This is a genomic window from Piscibacillus salipiscarius (assembly GCF_042685285.1).
GTDB lineage: Bacteria > Bacillota > Bacilli > Bacillales > Alkalibacillaceae > Piscibacillus > Piscibacillus salipiscarius.
On sequence record NZ_JBHUMZ010000022.1, the window covers coordinates 12,630 to 29,429 of the forward strand.

Here is a 16,800-nt window from a genome sequence, read left to right on the forward strand (position 1 = left end):
AAGCAGTAGTGAAGCTATGAACACATGTTCATAGCTTACTTTCTTTTGTCAAAAGGAAATTCGACATAACTTGCGAAATATATATATAAGGGGGGATTTCGTGGAGAACGTATTTAACCCGTTTCCAGAACTTGAAACAGAGCGAATTAAATTAAAGAAGCTTACCTATGAGGATGCTGCAGATATCCATCATTACGCAAGTCAACGCATCGTATCAGACAATGTCACTTGGGATGCCCATAAAAGTATAGAAGAAACATTACAGTTTATTGATTTTGCCCAAAGTCGATATGCGGACCATCAAGTAGCGCCATGGGAAATTAATCATAAAAAAGATCAAAAAGTAATCGGGACGGCCGATTTTGTATGGTGGAAGAAAGATCATCGTGTAGCAGAGATTGGCTATGTCTTATCACCGGATTATTGGGGAAAAGGTTTAATGCCAGAAGTGGTCAATAAAATGATAGATTTTGGCTTTAATAACATGAAACTTGTTAGAGTCCAGGCCTTATGTTTTGAAGAAAATATTAATTCTGAACGTGTGATGCAAAAAGTCGGGATGTCATACGAGGGAACGATGACGAAGAGATTTTTTGTTAAAGGTGAACACAAAAACTTAAAAATTTATGCCATAACTAATTAACCCAAGGAATTAAGCATCCTTGGGTTGTTTTGACTCTGGTTTTTTTTCATTTAACATTTTTTTAAGTTCTTCTTTATATTTTCGTGAGACTAAGATATATAAGAAGTCTCCAGGTTTAATTTCAGTATCACCATAAGGTGTGATTAACCGATCACCTCGCACAATGGCACTGATTGTAGCTCTTTTCGGAAATTCGATATCTTTTAATGTTCTACCCACCACCGCATTATCGCGATTTGCCTGAAACTGAATCATCTCGGCATTTGCTTTGGCAATTGAAATCAACTCAATAGAATGGTGCGGAGTATCTTTAACTGGCCCCATTAGACCTAATTTTTCCGCGATATAGTTAATCGATGAACCTTGAACAAGAGCCGATGTTAAGACAACGAAAAAGATAATATTGAATAATAAAGTAGCATTTTCAATACCGGCTACAATTGGAAAGGTAGCTAAGACGATTGGTACAGCACCGCGTAGACCTGCCCAAGATAAGAAAATCTTTTCTTTTACGGTATACTTCATTCGAATTAATGACAAGAACACGGCAGCTGGCCGAGCTATAAAAATAAGAACGAATGAAATTAATAATCCTTGCGTCATGACACTAAAAGAAAAGACGTGTTCAGGAAAAGCAAGTAATCCTAAAATCACGAACATTAGAATTTGAGCCATCCAAGCGAACCCTTCATTAAATTGCGAAATAGAATAACGGTAAGTTAATTCTGAGTTACCAATCACAAGGGCTGCAACATATACAGCTAAAAACCCACTGGCATCAATGGTTGAAGCAATACTATAGGTTAGTAACCCAAACGATAAAGTAAAAATCGGGTATAAACCAGATGATTCTAAATTAATTCGATTAATTGAAAACGAAGCTAATTTACCGATGCTTAGTCCAAGTAATAGACCCATTCCCATTTGCCAGAAGAAAGAAGGAATCATGATCCAAAGACTTGTGTCAGGTTGTAATAGTAGTTCAATAAAAATGAGTGTTAAGAATACAGCCATGGGATCGTTTGTACCTGACTCAGCTTCAAGAGTTGCTCCCATCTTGGCTTTAATATTTCGTTCTTTTAATGCTGCGAACACGGCTGCGGCATCAGTAGAACCAACAATAGCACCAAATAATAAGGCCTCATACCATAAGACATCTAATATATAATGAACGGCTACTCCTGTGATCAGTGATGTAAGAAGGACACCAACAGTTGCAAGCGAGATAGAAGGTAGGGCAACAGATCGAACGGTCTTCCATTTTGTTTGAAGACCACCTTCAAAAAGAATAATAATTAGTGCTAGAATACCTGCCATTTGAGCAATTTCTGCATTATCAAAGTAAATCCAGCCTAACCCGTCGCTACCAATTAACATTCCGACGAGTATGAAAAGGACTAGTGAAGGAAGACCAATGCGGCTAGAGAATTTTGCAGCTATGACTCCACTAATTAATAGAAAAGCTATGATTAATACGAATACATCATTATCAAACGAACCTAATTGCATGGCAGTTCCCCTTTTTTCACATTGTCTATTAACTATTTTATCAAAACTTCTTATTAATTTCTTCTGATAAAACTTTTCAGGTTCATAATTAAACTTATTAATAAGAGTTGGTATAATTGAACTATGTTAAAATAAAATTATTAATTTTCTGAATAAGGAGGATGCTGATGAGTAACCAAGTTCCCGTTTTAAAATCTCAATTATCGCCGCCGCCAGTAAAAGATCAATTTATCCATCGCATTAAATTACATAGACAATTACAACTCATTCCTAACTATCCTCTAACAATCATTTATGCTGGAGCTGGTTATGGTAAAACGGTTGGTTTAAGTAGGTTTATCCAAGACTTAGATTCTAAATCGTGTTGGCTAACAGTTGCCGAATATGACCAGCATATTATTAGATTATTAACGAAAATGGTGACAGCTATTCAATCCGCCTCACCTGAATTTGGTCGTGATTTAATGGATCAATTTAATCAATTGAATCAACATGTAAAAGATGATGAGCTTTGGACGTTAATGACGATGATGGTTAATGAAATAGAAGCCTTAAATGATGAACTAGTTTTAGTAATTGATGACGTTCATGTGTTAAATCAAGCCCATTCTTTTCATAAATGGATGCAGTTATTAATTAAGCATATTCCAAAAAACATTCACATCGTCATATCGACTAGGCATAAACCTAACTGGACACCATTACAACAATTAAAGGTCCAAGACGATTTATTAGAGATTATCACTCAACACCTTGCCTTGTCATTAGATGAAATGGATCACCTGATTAGAGACATGAATAGCATCGAACTAAATGATGATCAAGTTGAAGATATTTATAGCCTGACTGAAGGCTGGCCAATTGCTTGTTCAATGGTGGTGCAACAATTATCATCGGGGGTCTCTATTAATTAACTCTTAAATGAAACAGATTTTGTTTTAAAGGATTTATATCAATATATGCAAGTTGAAATTTTTTATAAACAACCTTCAATCGTCCAAAAGTTTATTGAACAAACAAGTGGTTTAAATGAATTAACAGAAGACTCGTGTAACCGTCTAATCCATATTTCACATTCAGACTTAAGTCTGATGTAAAAACATTCCCAAGTTGGTAACACTTTTCAGAAAATTTGTTATATAATGACAATGGATTATGAAAATGGGGGATGAGAATGGAGAAAATTATTGAGGTTAGGAACTTAGAGAAGGTTTACAAAAAGAAGAAGACAAAAGAACTTGTCAAAGCAGTAGATGGCGTTAGTTTTGATGTTTATCGAGGTGAAATCTTAGGTTTGTTAGGTCCAAATGGTGCTGGTAAAACAACGACCATTAAGTCAATTTGTGGTCTGTTAAAACCGAATGGAGGAAGCGTACATATAAATGGGTTTGACTCTAATAAAGAACGACTAAAGGCAGTCAATTATATTACGGCAGTGTTAGAAGGGAACAGAAATATATACTGGAGACTCACAGTTAGGGAAAACATGGAGTATTTTGCAGGGAATCGCGGAATCTCAAAAAAAGCGATTCAAGGTAAAATAGATGAGTTACTAGTTTTTTTCAATTTGAAAAATAAAGAGCAAGAACTGGTTAGTAGTTTGTCACGGGGGATGCAGCAGAAACTTGCGATCGCGATTGCATTACTCCCGGATACGGATGTGATTTTATTAGACGAACCGACTTTAGGGTTAGACGTTGAAACAAGCTATGAGGTAAGAGACTTACTTAAACAGATTGTGAGCGAGCAAGGTAAAACGATTATTATAAGTACTCATGATATGCCTATTGTTCAAGACATTTGCGATAGAGCGGTGATCATAAATGGTGGTAAAGTCGTAGCAGATGAAAAGGTTGAAGATTTAATTAAATTGTTTGAGACAAGAGCTTACAGTTTCACTATTGAAGAAGTCCTCACAGAACAGCAGAAAGTAGCCATCCATAACCACTTTCCGATAGTTGAAATAAATGACCTCCAGATTAACGTGACCTTGGAAAAAGAAGACGACCTTTATATCATTATGGATATTTTAAAAAGTAATCAAACTAAAATTGAAAAAATTGATCGTACGACAGTCGATTTTGAACAGGTCTTTATGCAGTTAATAAAGGAGGGGAATGACATTGACACAGCTGTGGCATCTCACTAAAGCCAATATGGCAAAAGAATATATAGAGTTAAAACGCTATTATCCCAATACGATCACCATGATTGTTCAATTTTATTTCGTCTTTTTAGCCATGCTGCTAGGACTATATGCTATTGGAGACCCCCAACAAGTTGATACGAACGTACAATACGTCATAGTAAACTACGTGATATGGTTTTTCATGTTAACCATTATGCAAAATTTAGGGTTTGTCGTGCTAGTCGAAGCACAGAGAGGTACTTTAGAGCAGCTCTTTATGTCGCCACTCGGCATGTGGAAAGTGCTTTTAGCAAGAATTGTCTCAAATGTATTGATTTATGGTGTGATTGTGTTTGTGTTACTTATTCTATCTATGTTAACGGCCGGCGAGTGGCTTATTTTAAGAATTGATATCGCATTACCAATTTTTATGGTTACGACTTTAAGTATGATTGGAGTTGGCTTTTTATTAGCAGGACTTGCAATTATTATTAAACAAATTCAATCCGTCTTAAATGTCCTTCAGTTTATTTTAATGGGGTTAGCTTTTGTACCACTATCAGTAGCTCCTTATTTAGTGTTTGCTCCATTTTCCAAAGGAATTGATATGGTACGTCAAGTCATGATCCACGGATATACATGGGGAGATTTTACAGCATTAGATTACACAGCTTTGCTTCTAAATTCAGTCTTTTACTTAGTGTTTGGAATTTTTATTTATTTAAGGTCTGAAAAAATTGCTATGGAAAAGGGACTTTTGAGTCAATATTAAATTTGAACGTGACAGAATAAATATTCTTTGTTAAAGTAAAATTATGAAAATTGAAAATGATGCACTACTAGGGGTGCCCAATAATCGTGGGCTGAGAGGAAGCACGCATGCTTCTAACTCTTAAAGGACCTGATCTGGTTAATACCAGCGTAGGGAAGTAGCTATGTATGACTTAGTATGTCTTCTAACGTCAGGTCCAGTTATGGCCTGACGTTTTTTTGTGTATATTTAGGTCCTTTTTTAGCATCAAAGGGAGGTGAAGTAGTGGGGCAAGTTCGTAAATTAACTGTTATGTCAGTGTTTATTGCAATCGGTATTGTTGGATCTCAGTTTATTTGGTTTCCAGCAGGAGTTGCTAAAGCTTATCCAGTTCAACATGCCATTAATGTCATGGCAGCCATTTCCCTTGGAACAGGTCCAGCTGTGTTAATAGCATTTCTCATGGCTTTAATTCGTAATTTGCTAGGTTTAGGTACGTTATTAGCCTTTCCAGGGGGGATGATTGGAGCTTTTTTCGCAGGAATTTTATATAAAAGGTTTAAGAAAAAAGGTTGGGCTGCTGGAGGTGAAATCTTTGGAACAGGAATAATAGGAGCGCTTATAGCATTCCCAATCGCAAATTTCCTAATGGGCAGTTCAGCAGGTGCTTTATTTTTTATCCCTGTATTTATAGTTAGTTGTGTTCCAGGTGCCATAATGGGTGTCTTACTAACTACTAGATTAAATCAACACATAATAAGAGCAGCAGGTAACATTGAGGAGGAGGTAGCTAAATGAGCTTTACAGAAAATTTAAGACATGAAAACGATGATTTATTTCAAAAGATCTTTAATCACTCTTTTGTTAAAGGAATTGGGAACGGTGATGTCCCGTCTGAAGCGGTGAAGCATTATATTAAAGCAGATTTTGAGTACTTAAATTCATTTATTAAGGTTTATGCATTAGCCATAGTTAAATCAAGTAGGCGAAGTGATTTTCAGTTTTTTAACGAACAAATAAGTTTTATTTTAAATGATGAAACGCACCCACACCATAACTTTTGCCAGTATGCAAATGTGGATTATAAGTCGTTACAACATCATCCGTTACCACCAACAGCAGATCATTATATAAAACACATGCTATTTCATGCACAAAACGGAACATTAGCTGAGATTTATTCTGCGCTTTTACCTTGCCCGTGGACGTATTATGAAATTGCCTTAAATTTAATCGAGCACTTTAACATTAATGAGGAGCACCCTTTTTATGAATGGATTAGCTTTTATGATCGAGACGATCTTAAGGATTTAATTCTAAATTTAAGAAAACGCTTAGACTCATTAGCATCACTAGCAAATGAAAATGAGAAAATTAATATTAGAGAAGCATTTCGTAAAAGCTGTGAGCTCGAACTTAAATTTTGGGACATGGCTTACACATGTGAAAACTGGTCTGGGTCAAGCGAGGTGTCTCTATGAAACAAGTATCAACTGTTTTAACGATTGCTGGAACCGATCCATCTGGAGGAGCTGGTATACAAGCTGACTTAAAAACTTTTCAGGAATTAAAAAGTTATGGGATGTCAGTCATTACATCGGTCGTTGCTCAAAATACGACGGGTGTTCAAGATGTGCACCACTTGCCAATAGAATTTATAGAAAAACAACTAGATTCTGTTTTAACAGATATACCTGTTAATGCATTCAAAACAGGTATGATTGCAACAGAAGATATGATGCGAGTTATACATCAGCGTATGAGGCAGCAGGATATTTACTACGTTCTAGATCCAGTCATGGTAGCTACAAGTGGTGATGTTCTAATAAATGAAAATGCGCGCGATTATTTAAGAGACTATTTAATTCCATTGTCAACGGTTGTGACACCAAATATTCCTGAAGCTGAATACCTAACCGAAACTAGTATTACGAGTATGGAAGATATGAAAGCCGCTGCCAAAATTCTTGTCAACGAATTAGGTGCTTCAGCAGCCTTAATTAAGGGTGGTCATTTGGAAGGTCATCCTATAGATTGGTTATACAATGGTGATGAGTTTTACAAGTTTACTTCTAATAGAATTAATACGACGAGTACGCATGGAACTGGGTGTACTTATTCTGCAGCCATTACAGCTCTTTTAGCGCAAGAAAATCTATTATTGACTTCTATTGAGTATGCGAAACAATTTGTGACGTCAGCTTTAAGATATTCTTTCTCATTAGGACATGGGAACGGGCCAACTAACCATTGGGGAATTCGGGAGGAATCGTATGAACTCAAACGTAATTGATGCTGTCCGAGAAAAAAGTCCACTCATTCATCATATTACGAATCATGTTGTGATGAATTTTAGTGCGAACGGTTTATTATCTTTTGGTGGCTCACCAATTATGGCTAAAGAAGAACAGGAAGTAGAAGAGATTGTTCAAGTGGCAGATGGTCTTCTACTAAATATTGGTACTGCAGTTGAGCAAGATTACAAATCTATGATTCGAGCTGGTATAAAGGCAAATGATAGAGGAATTCCAGTTTTGTTTGACCCAGTTGGAGTTGGTGCAAGCCAATTCAGACAGGCAAATGTTCAAAAGTTGTTAAAAGAAATCACGCCGACGGTTATTAAGGGGAATGCCGCAGAGATTGCCTATTTAGCAGATGTGAAATGGAAAGCTAAAGGCGTGGATGCCGTAGGAGATGGCAATGTCATTGAATTAGCTGAAAAAGCATTCGATCGCTATCAATGCCCTGTTGTCTTAACGGGAAAAAGGGATGTTATTGTAACTGCAGGCAAAACGGTAACTAATAAAACCGGTCATAGATGGTTAGAAAGAATAACAGGAGCAGGTTGTTTACTAGGAACTATCATCACCTCATGTATCTCTGTTGATGGTGATTTACAAGAACAACTAAAAGAGGCTGTCTATTTTTATGGTTTGGCCGCTGAATATGCAAGTCAATTGCAGCATGTGAAGGGACCAGGAACATTTATACCTCATTTTATAGATGCGCTTTCTTATGACCTAACGTTTTTGAAAGAGGCAACCAAATGAACGAGCATCTACTAAGAAAATATTTTATAATGGGCAGTCAAAACTGTGTGAATGATCCAAGAGACATATTACTAAAGGCAATTGAAGCTGGAATTACGATGTTTCAATTCAGGGAAAAAGGAAGTGGGTCTAAGAATGGAAATGAGAAATTAAAGCTTGGCCTTGAACTTAGGGAGATATGTAAAACCTACGATATTCCGTTTATTGTGAATGATCATGTGGAATTAGTAAATGTACTTGAAGCTGACGGTATCCATGTGGGTCAGGATGATGTATCTGTAGAGAAACTTCGGAAACAGTTTCCTTATAAAATTATAGGACTTTCAATTTCAAATCAAGATGAATTAAAACGAAGTCCGATTAATTTAGTGGATTATATTGGAACTGGACCGATTTTTGGCTCTAAGACAAAAGAAGATGCTAAGAAGCCTGTAGGGTTAGAGTGGATTCGATCGCTTAGAAATCAGGGTCTTACTCTTCCGATTGTCGGTATTGGCGGAATCAATGAAACGAATGCACAACAAGTGTTAGAAGCTGGAGCTAATGGAGTATCAGTGATTTCAGCTATTACGAAATCCAACCACATTTTTGAAACTGTTCAAAAATTATAAGCGACCACACGTTGGTCGCTTTTATTTTTGTTTGTAAAAGTAGTAAGATGATAGTCGGAGGTGGTAAAACTTGATTCGTTCATACATATTTCTACTCATCACAGTTATGATCTTCTCTGGTAATTTAATTGTTGGAAAAGCTATCAATGAATTACCACCTATTACGATTGCCTTTTTCAGAACGTTAATTGCTTTTTTAGTCGTTCTTCCATTTGGGTTCAAACAGTTTCGTTATTACCATAAAATTTGGCGTGAGAACTTTTGGCCACTTATTGGAATTGCACTAACTGGCATTACTACGTTTAATGTGTTAGTTTACTTATCGCTTAACTTTACGACGTCTACAAACGCTGGGATTGTGGAAGCGACGACTCCGGCCTTTGCGATGGTGTTATCATTTTTAATCTTAAAAGAAAAATTGAAACCTCGTCATATTATCGGGACTGTCGTATCCTTTATTGGAGCATTGTGGGTATTAACCTCGGGCTCAATTGAAAGGCTACTTGAATTAAACATTAATATTGGTGACCTAACGATGCTACTTGCGATGATCATATGGGCCTTTTACACACTGATAGTCAAACAACATAATCATAAGTTTCCGATATTTGGCGGTACACTTGTAATGGTAGGTCTAGGCTTAATAGTTATAATTCCAGCTGTTGTAATCGAGTGGTTTATTCTTGGGTTTCCTTCACAAATTGTGAATCCCGGTAATTGGTCAGGCTTATTATATTTAGGAATTTTCCCATCTTTTATCGCTTTAGTGCTATGGAATCAAGCAGTTTCCGATTTAGGACCGTCACTCTCAAGTGTATTCTTAAACTTATTACCTTTCTTCACCACAATTGGAGCCGTGATCTTTTTAAACGAACAAGTGGTTGCAGCTCAAATTGTTGGAGGAATTCTTGTTATTGTTGGGGTCATTATGGTGAATGTTAATTTTAGAAAAAGAAAATCGTCATAAACAATAAAAAAGGTTCGGATGACTAGTCATCCGAACCTTTTTCANTACGCACTCAAGTGGATTTTCAGCTACGTGTACAGGCACATCAATTACTGATGAAAGCCAATCTTTCATACCATTTAGTAATGCTCCACCACCAGTCAGCATAATACCGTGATCAACGATGTCACCACTTAGTTCAGGCGGACAGCTTTCAAGTGTAGCACGAACAGCTTCTAGAATAGATTCTAGCGGTTCTTTTAAGGCATCTTGAATTTCTTTTGAATTAAGCGAGATGGTTTTTGGTAAACCTGTAACTAAATCACGACCACGAATTTCCATTTCCATTGGATCATGATCAATTAAAGCATAACCAATTTCCATTTTTATGTTCTCAGCAGTACGTTCACCAATTAAAACATTGTAATGTTTACGTACGTGTTGAATTATAGCAAGGTCCATGTGATCTCCGCCTGTGCGGATTGAGTTGGCTGACACAACTCCACCAAATGAAATAATCGCAACTTCGCTAGTTCCTCCGCCAATGTCAACAACAACGTTTGACACAGGCTCGTCCACTGGAAGTCCAGCACCTACTGCAGCCGCAACAGGTTCTTCAATAATGTGTACTTGCTTTGCACCATAATCTTTAATGGCATTATCAATCGCTCGACGCTCAACAGAAGTCGAACCAGTTGGCGCACAGACAATAACGTTTGGTTTACGCATGGACATGCCTAAACGTTTACTTACTTTCTTAAGCATAACGTTTAACATTTGTGATGTAACTTCATAGTCGGCTATGACACCATCTTTTAATGGTCTAATCGACGTGATGTTTGCTGGTGTTTTACCAATCATTTCTTTTGCTTCATTACCAACAGCTAATACTTTACGAGTGTTCGTATCAATTGCTACAACTGAAGGTTCATTATAAACGATGCCTTTGTTTTTACTATATATTAATAGGTTAGCTGTTCCTAGATCAATTCCAATTTCTGCATTTGAAAACATTCAGATGCCTCCGTCTCTATAAGTCTTATCAATTAATCCTGTAGCTTTAATTTTAACACGGAAAATTGTCGAATGTCGTTAAGAATTTTTAACAAAAAAATTACAGAGGAGCCGATCCTCTGTAACAATACTGGTTATTTTTTCTTGGCTTCTAGTAAGTTTGCAAGTGTAGAAGCGTCATATGATTCGATTTTGCGACCTTCATGATAGCTGATACCAATATTTTTTAATTCGCTTACGAACCAACCTTTTGAACCGATATACATCTATAACACCTCTTTCTTGAATTGTTCCACTATTAAAATCATGCAGATGTCATTGTAACACTTATACCAATCATTGAGAAGGATAAAGTGTTGTAAGTTTTTGCATATGGTTTAAAAAAACATTGTGATATGATAAGAGTGATTTAGAAAGGGTTGTTATTTATGGAAAATCGCTCACTTGAAGAAGTCAAAAGACGTCTAAATACGCTAAAAAACTTTGAGTTGAACGAAGACGATTTTTATGATGCTGCTGAAGATCAATTAGATGAGGCGGGCACATCATTAGAGCGTATGGTGTCAGTATACCAGCGGCTTCAACAAGAAGTTTCACAAAAGATGAACGAAATGGATGACCATATGGGCATGACGCCTAATTGTCAGTTAGGATGTGCATTTTGCTGTTATTTTCCAATCATTATATCAAGACTTGAAGCGAACATGATTATGGCATCAATAGAAGCGATGCCACAAAGCAGGCGTGAAGAGTTTATTCATCATTTGAAGGATTATTTTGAACGTCATAAAGCATTAATAGATGAAGCAACAGCGCTTAATTTTGATGAGGAAGATATCAAATATGATTATATTAAGAAGCAACTGCCTTGCCCGTTATTAAATACAGAAACCAATGCGTGTATGGCATACGAAGCAAGACCACTACCATGCCGCACTTATGTAAACTATATGGACCCTGACATTTGTTATGAGAACTATGTTCCTGAAGAGACCGTTAGTTTTGAGTTCTTGTATGAAGATTATATGGGAGCTTTAAATGCGGCTGCACAAGTCATGTATGAAGATGAGAATCCAGACTTCTTGGACTATCCATCAGACGTTTATCAATATGACTACATGCCAGTGTTTTTAAAAGAGTGGATTGAAAATAGAAAATAAGGCTGCCCCACAAGTGGGTAGCCTTATTTTTTATGTCTTATAAAATGGGTCGAATGTCTCATATATCAAGTTCAATGTCCCATAAAATCATTTTTTTGTATCATAAATCTGAAAAATTGTCTCATAACTAGCCAGAAACGTCTCATAAATAAGATGTCATGTCCTATAAAAGTCAACCGTTACTGCGCAAGCGTATCTGTTAATACGTACTGATTATGTTCAACAGGTTTTTCCTTAGCATCGGTTAACCAAACTGCTCGCATGCCTAATTGAAGGGCAGGTGCGACTTCGTTCATGAAGTTATCGCCAACCGACACGGCTTGTTCAGGTTTTACATGATACTTTTCTAAAACATAGCTAAAATGTTTCTTCGTATGAACGGGTTTCATAGCCGAAGGAATGAGTTCTTCAAAATGCTCGTCAATGTCTAAGAATTTAAGCAGACGCTTTGCGTCGACTTCATCACTATTTGTACATACAATTAAACGCCTACCTTGCTGTAACTCTTTAAGATAACCTTTTAATCCTGGTGTTTGTTTTAGATAACCGTCTAATTCCGCCATCTGCTCTTTAGTTCGATTGTATGATGCTTGAATAACGTCAGTGCCAATACCGAAATGGCGTGCAATCGCATATGGAGGCCACCAGCCATCTCCAATCGGAACCCAGTTTTTAAAATCAAATTCATGCGCAGCAATCGTTTTAGGCGCATCTTGTACGTTTACCACTTCACCTTCCCAATTATGAGCTTCTGTTAACTCTTCTGTAAAAGGGTCCCACGTCCAGACAATGTCACGTTTTCCGTCATAGATTTTCCCAATTTGTACAGGGTGGTCGCCTTTTAATATCTGGTCGTAAATGGACTGGAATTTTTCCTTTTTCTCATCATTTAGGTGTTGTTTTAAGTTGTCAACATGTAGGTTAAAATGCTCTGTGCCTTCATATAATGTACCATCTAAGTCGAATATAATGACATCTGCTTGATCCAATAGTTTTTTATACATGTCTTTGATCCCTTCCTTTATATCTTTGAAAATAGTTTAACATACTAATCCGACTATTTTTTCGTTTGTTCCGCTTTTTTATTTAACATTTGATAAAATATGAGTAGACAGATAAAGGGGAGAGAGCAGCATGCGGACGATTTGGAGTTTGTTTTATGGTGTCTTGTATGTATTATATACAGTGCCTTTCATGAAAAGATATCAAAAATTAGATCGAGATAATTATACAAGAGCTGAATACAATCAATTAGTACATAGAGTACCAAAACAGTTTGCAAGGAAGTTTTTTAAACAATCAGGGTCAACCATGGTTGTATGTGGAGAAGAAAACATTCCAGAAGCGCCATATTTAATAGTGGGAAACCATCAGGCGAACTATGATATTTTTGCTTATTTAGGGTATTTCAAAGAACCGTTTGGGTTTATCTCAAAAGTAGAAGTAAGCAAAATTCCGATTGTTAAGCCTTGGATGGAGGTCATGGATTGCTTGTTTTTAGACCGAAAAAATCGCAGGGAATCGGTTAAAACCTTTAAAAAAGGTATAGAATTATTAAAGGATGGTCATCCTCTAGTTATTTACCCCGAGGGGACAAGGTCAATGGGGAGTAACATGTTGCCATTTAAAAGTGGAAGTTTAGCTTTAGCTAAAAAAGCTAAAGTGCCTGTCTTACCTGTAATGGTTGATGGCACTTATAAAATAATGGAAGAGAATCAAAACAGAATTAAAAAGGCAACGGTTTATATGACGATTTGTGAGCCGATTTCGGTAGAAGACGTAGAACAGATGAAACTTGAAAAGCTAGCTGAAGAGACACAAAGTAGGATTCAAAAGGCGTTAGATCAAGTGAAGGAAAGGTGATTGTATGTGCGGAAGATTTACGTTTGTTGCAAATCCTGACGAAGTGGCAGAGGAGTACGAGTTAGATCAGCCGTTTGATTTTCCAGCTCGTTATAATATCGCGCCAACACAGGAGATTTTAACGGTCGTAAATGATGGCGAGAAAAACCGGGCTGGTACGATGAAGTGGGGGCTTGTGCCTTTTTGGGCAAAAGATCAAAAGATTGGCCATAAAATGATTAACGCTAGAGCTGAAACGGCAGATGAAAAGCCAAGTTTTAAAAGGTTAATGGAACGTAGACGCTGTTTAATTTTAGCTGATAGCTTTTATGAGTGGAAGAAGACAGATGATGGTAAACAACCTGTAAGAATAAAAATTCCTGATCGAAATCTATTTGCGTTTGCGGGACTTTGGGATCGCTGGCGCCGTGATAGTGAAGAATTAGTTACCTGCACGATTTTAACAAAAGAAGCGGACGATTTTATGAGCGATATACATCACCGCATGCCTGTTATCTTGCCGAAAGAACAAGAACAGGATTGGTTAGATTTTAATTTAAAGGATGCAACTGAAATGAAAAAATTTGTTTTGAGTTTACCAAAACAACATCTAGAAGCTTATAGCGTTAGTCAATATGTTAATAATCCTCGTAACGATGATGAAGCATGCATCACTGCATTAACGGATTGATAAAGAAGAGGGGTTTCCTATGTATGTTGGGGAACCCCTTTTTTATGGTGAGTAATGTAATATTAATTTTCGAATAAAAAGCCCTACGCAAATTCCAGGAATTACGAATATGATGGGAAGCCATACCGGACCTACGATATATCCAAGTACTTCAGTACGATAGGAATACATTAACCCTATCGTGACAAAAAATGCTGTAAACACAAATGGCAAAAATTCATATGAAGGATTTTTACCATCAGCGTGTTTATAAGCATCCCATATTCCAAAGAAATAAATACACGGATAGAACATCAGCCACTGGTAATCAACTATGTGAATCGCCTTATCGATTTCACCTATAAAACTGTATAAAATCGCTTGATTGAACTTACTCATCACATTTATTAATACTTCTAAAATAATTAAAGCAATTCCCTTAACGAGCTGGTGATTGAGTAGTTGCCCAAAACCTGGGAAAGCGATGCTCCAAAATAGCACTTCAAGTTTTTTATTCCTCATGTTCCCGCCTCTTTTAATCCTTAATTAGTTGTTTTCGGTTCGGTACTTGTGGAGGCTCTTCAAGCCAACCATTGTCGATCATAATATTTGCACCATCCTTGGCATACATGGCAATTTCTGCAGATAAACGTTGGTAGGTTAACGTAATATCACTTCTCATACTCGCAGTCGATGCCGTAGCGTAATTCCCTTGGCCAGCTGCACTTAATACGGCCATGAAATGCATAATCAGTTTGTCAGAAAATACTTTTTCTGTAGAATTGGTTATATAACTATTGGACCCCATAGGTACATCAATATATGACTTTTCAATAATTTTACGAAAAGTTTTTACGTGCTTCTCAGAGATTTTCATACCTCGAAGCATGTATTCCTTCACAACTTGATTATCTGTAGTCTGTGCAGAAGACATAGTAATCATAATACCAACAGTGTTTGTTTTAATATTTTCAAATAAATGGGTTAACTCAACCGTATTTAGTGGGCGGTTACTGAATAAGCTCATGTACTTCTGAGATTTAACAAATTCAACTTCTGGTTGAACTTGAACACTGGGCGGCCTAACTAGAAGTCCTTTTTCTAATGCCAAATCAATACATTGATTATAGAGTTTGATGGATTCCTTAGTTGTGTTCGTAAAAAGGTCACGTATATCTTTGCGTACGCAGGTCATCAGAGTAGAACCGTGAGCGAGCATGCCTGCCTTTAAAGTATGTTCTAGAAACTGGACCATAAATGGATCTAAGAAAAGCTTGTCCGCATTTAAATTAACATCTTGACCATTAAAACCTTTCGGAATTGGAATGTTGTCATCTTTAAATAACTTTGTTAGATCTTTTACTATTTGATCAGATAGATTTATTGAATTCTGAACGAGGTTTTTGGTTTGTTCATCATCAACCGTTTCAAGGAAGTATTTAAGTATTTGGACGTAAAGAGAGTTCTGAATATACTGTGTCCACATTGTGCCTATTTCATTACTGTTTATATTTATTTTGTCCACAATTGTTCCCACCCTTCGGCAAACAAAACATTTACTGTTATTTTGACCTTAGTTATGTAATTTATTAGAGAAAATATAGATTAGGGATTTTTTTCAAATTTATCTTCTTTTAATGTGGCACAATTTTGTTTATGATATTGGTTAAAGGGAAATAAAATATGTAGCGATAAATTGATAGTGAAGGTGATGTAGTTGGTTAAAGTATTGTTCGTGTGTTTAGGAAATATTTGCAGATCACCAATGGCTGAAGCAGTCTTTTCAAATTTAGTCAGTCAAAAAGGACTTGATTGTCAGTTTGTGATTGATTCGGCTGGTGTGGCAAATTATCATGTTGGCGAACCACCTCATGAAGGAACCTTGCAAAAGCTAAAAGATCATCAAATTAATGCCTCTGGTTTAACAGCAAGACAAGTAGACAGTTCTGATTTTGAGCATTTTGATTATATTATTGCGATGGATGACGATAATATAAAAGCTTTAAATGATTTAAAACCTGATGATTCACATGCAATGATTAAGAAATTATTAGATTATACTGAGGAGCATGACACAAAGAATGTTCCAGATCCTTATTTTACGGGTGATTTTGATGAAACGTATCAATTAGTTTCAGAAGCATGTCAAAATTTACTTTACGATATTCGTATTAATCACGACATTTAAACAGGAGGATGTTTTATGAAATTAAAATCATGGCAATCGAGCATGTTGGTAGGGGCTTTAGTTGGACTTGCAGTATCGATGTTTAATAGGGAAGAACGTGAAAGCTTTAAAAGTGGTTCTAAAAAGACATATCAACAAATAAAACATATTTATAGCCACCCATCAGAAACAATTAGACAACTTCGATTAAAATTAGATCAAGTGAGTCAAGGAACCGATAAATTAATTGAACAAATCGACCAAGTTGAAAAATTAGTTGATAAGGTGGATCAAGGCCAGAAAAAATAG

General features: G+C 36.4%; 22 protein-coding genes and 1 riboswitch. Of the genes, 16 read left to right on the forward strand and 6 right to left on the reverse strand.

The features are described from left to right. The first annotated feature begins 100 nt into the window (after window positions 1-100). Window positions 101-643 carry a GNAT family N-acetyltransferase gene (locus ACFSW4_RS10020; RefSeq protein WP_377329027.1) on the forward strand — a complete coding sequence of 181 codons (543 nt, stop codon included), beginning with the start codon at window positions 101-103 and terminating at the stop codon, window positions 641-643. A gap of 9 nt (window positions 644-652) precedes the next feature. Here ACFSW4_RS10020 and ACFSW4_RS10025 read toward each other — a convergent pair whose 3' ends face one another. Next, window positions 653-2,152, reverse strand: coding sequence for a potassium/proton antiporter (locus ACFSW4_RS10025; RefSeq protein WP_377329029.1), 1,500 nt, complete (start codon window positions 2,150-2,152; stop codon window positions 653-655). Between the two features lie 167 nt (window positions 2,153-2,319). Here ACFSW4_RS10025 and ACFSW4_RS10030 point away from each other — a divergent pair, with 167 nt between their 5' ends. The 10 genes from ACFSW4_RS10030 (at window position 2,320) to ACFSW4_RS10075 (ending at window position 9,659) form a co-directional block, all read left to right on the forward strand. Continuing rightward, complete coding sequence (locus ACFSW4_RS10030; protein WP_377329031.1) at window positions 2,320-3,066, forward strand: hypothetical protein; 747 nt, start codon at window positions 2,320-2,322, stop codon at window positions 3,064-3,066. 45 nt (window positions 3,067-3,111) lie between these two features. Further along, complete coding sequence (locus ACFSW4_RS10035) at window positions 3,112-3,249, forward strand: hypothetical protein (RefSeq protein WP_279401801.1); 138 nt, start codon at window positions 3,112-3,114, stop codon at window positions 3,247-3,249. Window positions 3,250-3,326: 77 nt separating this feature from the next. Next, entirely contained in the window at window positions 3,327-4,301 is a 975-nt protein-coding gene (locus ACFSW4_RS10040; protein WP_377329033.1) for an ABC transporter ATP-binding protein, read from the forward strand. After that, window positions 4,276-5,052 (forward strand): ABC transporter permease, encoded by a 777-nt coding sequence (locus tag ACFSW4_RS10045; protein WP_377329035.1) that lies wholly within the window; start codon window positions 4,276-4,278, stop codon window positions 5,050-5,052. The genes ACFSW4_RS10040 and ACFSW4_RS10045 overlap by 26 nt, the downstream gene beginning before the upstream one ends. Window positions 5,053-5,111: 59 nt before the next feature. Then, window positions 5,112-5,225, forward strand: a riboswitch (TPP riboswitch). Window positions 5,226-5,316: 91 nt separating this feature from the next. Continuing rightward, a complete protein-coding gene (thiW, locus tag ACFSW4_RS10050) occupies window positions 5,317-5,829 on the forward strand; it encodes an energy coupling factor transporter S component ThiW (RefSeq protein ID WP_377329037.1) in 513 nt (170 codons plus the stop codon). Continuing rightward, window positions 5,826-6,512 (forward strand): thiaminase II, encoded by a 687-nt coding sequence (gene tenA, locus ACFSW4_RS10055; RefSeq protein ID WP_377329039.1) that lies wholly within the window; start codon window positions 5,826-5,828, stop codon window positions 6,510-6,512. The genes thiW and tenA overlap by 4 nt, the downstream gene beginning before the upstream one ends. Then, window positions 6,509-7,324, forward strand: a complete 816-nt coding sequence (thiD, locus tag ACFSW4_RS10060; RefSeq protein ID WP_377329041.1) for a bifunctional hydroxymethylpyrimidine kinase/phosphomethylpyrimidine kinase — start codon at window positions 6,509-6,511, stop codon at window positions 7,322-7,324. Before tenA ends, thiD begins: the two co-directional genes overlap by 4 nt. Beyond that, complete coding sequence (gene thiM, locus ACFSW4_RS10065; RefSeq protein ID WP_377329043.1) at window positions 7,305-8,081, forward strand: hydroxyethylthiazole kinase; 777 nt, start codon at window positions 7,305-7,307, stop codon at window positions 8,079-8,081. The genes thiD and thiM overlap by 20 nt, the downstream gene beginning before the upstream one ends. Next, window positions 8,078-8,692, forward strand: coding sequence for a thiamine phosphate synthase (thiE, locus tag ACFSW4_RS10070; protein ID WP_054754435.1), 615 nt, complete (start codon window positions 8,078-8,080; stop codon window positions 8,690-8,692). The genes thiM and thiE overlap by 4 nt, the downstream gene beginning before the upstream one ends. 70 nt (window positions 8,693-8,762) lie before the next feature. Then, on the forward strand, window positions 8,763-9,659 hold the full coding sequence (locus ACFSW4_RS10075; protein WP_054754433.1) for a DMT family transporter: 897 nt from the start codon (window positions 8,763-8,765) through the stop codon (window positions 9,657-9,659). Here ACFSW4_RS10075 and mreBH read toward each other — a convergent pair. Then, complete coding sequence (gene mreBH / locus ACFSW4_RS10080; protein ID WP_377329045.1) at window positions 9,654-10,652, reverse strand: rod-share determining protein MreBH; 999 nt, start codon at window positions 10,650-10,652, stop codon at window positions 9,654-9,656. The two genes, ACFSW4_RS10075 and mreBH, sit on opposite strands and share 6 nt — an antisense overlap. Before the next feature lie 134 nt (window positions 10,653-10,786). Continuing rightward, entirely contained in the window at window positions 10,787-10,918 is a 132-nt protein-coding gene (locus ACFSW4_RS10085; RefSeq protein ID WP_279401799.1) for a YflJ family protein, read from the reverse strand. Between the two features lie 162 nt (window positions 10,919-11,080). Between ACFSW4_RS10085 and ACFSW4_RS10090 the strand changes: the two genes are divergently transcribed. Continuing rightward, complete coding sequence (locus tag ACFSW4_RS10090) at window positions 11,081-11,812, forward strand: YkgJ family cysteine cluster protein (protein ID WP_377329047.1); 732 nt, start codon at window positions 11,081-11,083, stop codon at window positions 11,810-11,812. 179 nt (window positions 11,813-11,991) lie between these two features. Here ACFSW4_RS10090 and ACFSW4_RS10095 read toward each other — a convergent pair whose 3' ends face one another. Further along, window positions 11,992-12,816: an HAD family hydrolase gene (locus ACFSW4_RS10095; protein WP_377329049.1), complete on the reverse strand. Its 825-nt coding sequence runs from the start codon at window positions 12,814-12,816 to the stop codon at window positions 11,992-11,994. A gap of 130 nt (window positions 12,817-12,946) precedes the next feature. On the opposite strand from ACFSW4_RS10095, the gene ACFSW4_RS10100 reads away from it, so the two are divergent. After that, window positions 12,947-13,675 carry a lysophospholipid acyltransferase family protein gene (locus ACFSW4_RS10100; protein ID WP_377329051.1) on the forward strand — a complete coding sequence of 243 codons (729 nt, stop codon included), beginning with the start codon at window positions 12,947-12,949 and terminating at the stop codon, window positions 13,673-13,675. A gap of 4 nt (window positions 13,676-13,679) precedes the next feature. Beyond that, complete coding sequence (locus ACFSW4_RS10105; protein ID WP_054754424.1) at window positions 13,680-14,345, forward strand: SOS response-associated peptidase; 666 nt, start codon at window positions 13,680-13,682, stop codon at window positions 14,343-14,345. 42 nt (window positions 14,346-14,387) lie between these two features. On the opposite strand, the gene ACFSW4_RS10110 is transcribed toward ACFSW4_RS10105, so the two are convergent. Continuing rightward, entirely contained in the window at window positions 14,388-14,846 is a 459-nt protein-coding gene (locus tag ACFSW4_RS10110; protein WP_377329053.1) for a hypothetical protein, read from the reverse strand. A gap of 13 nt (window positions 14,847-14,859) precedes the next feature. Further along, window positions 14,860-15,849 (reverse strand): DUF3231 family protein, encoded by a 990-nt coding sequence (locus ACFSW4_RS10115; protein ID WP_377329055.1) that lies wholly within the window; start codon window positions 15,847-15,849, stop codon window positions 14,860-14,862. Between the two features lie 192 nt (window positions 15,850-16,041). On the opposite strand from ACFSW4_RS10115, the gene ACFSW4_RS10120 reads away from it, so the two are divergent. After that, a complete protein-coding gene (locus tag ACFSW4_RS10120; RefSeq protein ID WP_054754422.1) occupies window positions 16,042-16,512 on the forward strand; it encodes a low molecular weight protein-tyrosine-phosphatase in 471 nt (156 codons plus the stop codon). 15 nt (window positions 16,513-16,527) lie between these two features. Beyond that, window positions 16,528-16,800, forward strand: a complete 273-nt coding sequence (locus ACFSW4_RS10125; protein WP_377329057.1) for a hypothetical protein — start codon at window positions 16,528-16,530, stop codon at window positions 16,798-16,800.

Excerpts from the sequence above, each read along its gene's own strand:
- ACFSW4_RS10025 (WP_377329029.1), bottom strand. The coding sequence starts at position 2,152 with ATGCAATTAGGTTCGTTTGATAATGATGTATTCGTATTAATCATAGCT.
- ACFSW4_RS10030 (WP_377329031.1), top strand. The coding sequence starts at position 2,320 with ATGAGTAACCAAGTTCCCGTTTTAAAATCTCAATTATCGCCGCCGCCA.
- ACFSW4_RS10035 (WP_279401801.1), top strand. The coding sequence starts at position 3,112 with ATGCAAGTTGAAATTTTTTATAAACAACCTTCAATCGTCCAAAAGTTT.
- ACFSW4_RS10040 (WP_377329033.1), top strand. The coding sequence starts at position 3,327 with ATGGAGAAAATTATTGAGGTTAGGAACTTAGAGAAGGTTTACAAAAAG.
- tenA (WP_377329039.1), top strand. The coding sequence starts at position 5,826 with ATGAGCTTTACAGAAAATTTAAGACATGAAAACGATGATTTATTTCAA.
- thiD (WP_377329041.1), top strand. The coding sequence starts at position 6,509 with ATGAAACAAGTATCAACTGTTTTAACGATTGCTGGAACCGATCCATCT.
- thiM (WP_377329043.1), top strand. The coding sequence starts at position 7,305 with ATGAACTCAAACGTAATTGATGCTGTCCGAGAAAAAAGTCCACTCATT.
- thiE (WP_054754435.1), top strand. The coding sequence starts at position 8,078 with ATGAACGAGCATCTACTAAGAAAATATTTTATAATGGGCAGTCAAAAC.
- ACFSW4_RS10085 (WP_279401799.1), bottom strand. The coding sequence starts at position 10,918 with ATGTATATCGGTTCAAAAGGTTGGTTCGTAAGCGAATTAAAAAATATT.
- ACFSW4_RS10090 (WP_377329047.1), top strand. The coding sequence starts at position 11,081 with ATGGAAAATCGCTCACTTGAAGAAGTCAAAAGACGTCTAAATACGCTA.
- ACFSW4_RS10095 (WP_377329049.1), bottom strand. The coding sequence starts at position 12,816 with ATGTATAAAAAACTATTGGATCAAGCAGATGTCATTATATTCGACTTA.
- ACFSW4_RS10100 (WP_377329051.1), top strand. The coding sequence starts at position 12,947 with ATGCGGACGATTTGGAGTTTGTTTTATGGTGTCTTGTATGTATTATAT.
- ACFSW4_RS10105 (WP_054754424.1), top strand. The coding sequence starts at position 13,680 with ATGTGCGGAAGATTTACGTTTGTTGCAAATCCTGACGAAGTGGCAGAG.
- ACFSW4_RS10110 (WP_377329053.1), bottom strand. The coding sequence starts at position 14,846 with ATGAGGAATAAAAAACTTGAAGTGCTATTTTGGAGCATCGCTTTCCCA.
- ACFSW4_RS10125 (WP_377329057.1), top strand. The coding sequence starts at position 16,528 with ATGAAATTAAAATCATGGCAATCGAGCATGTTGGTAGGGGCTTTAGTT.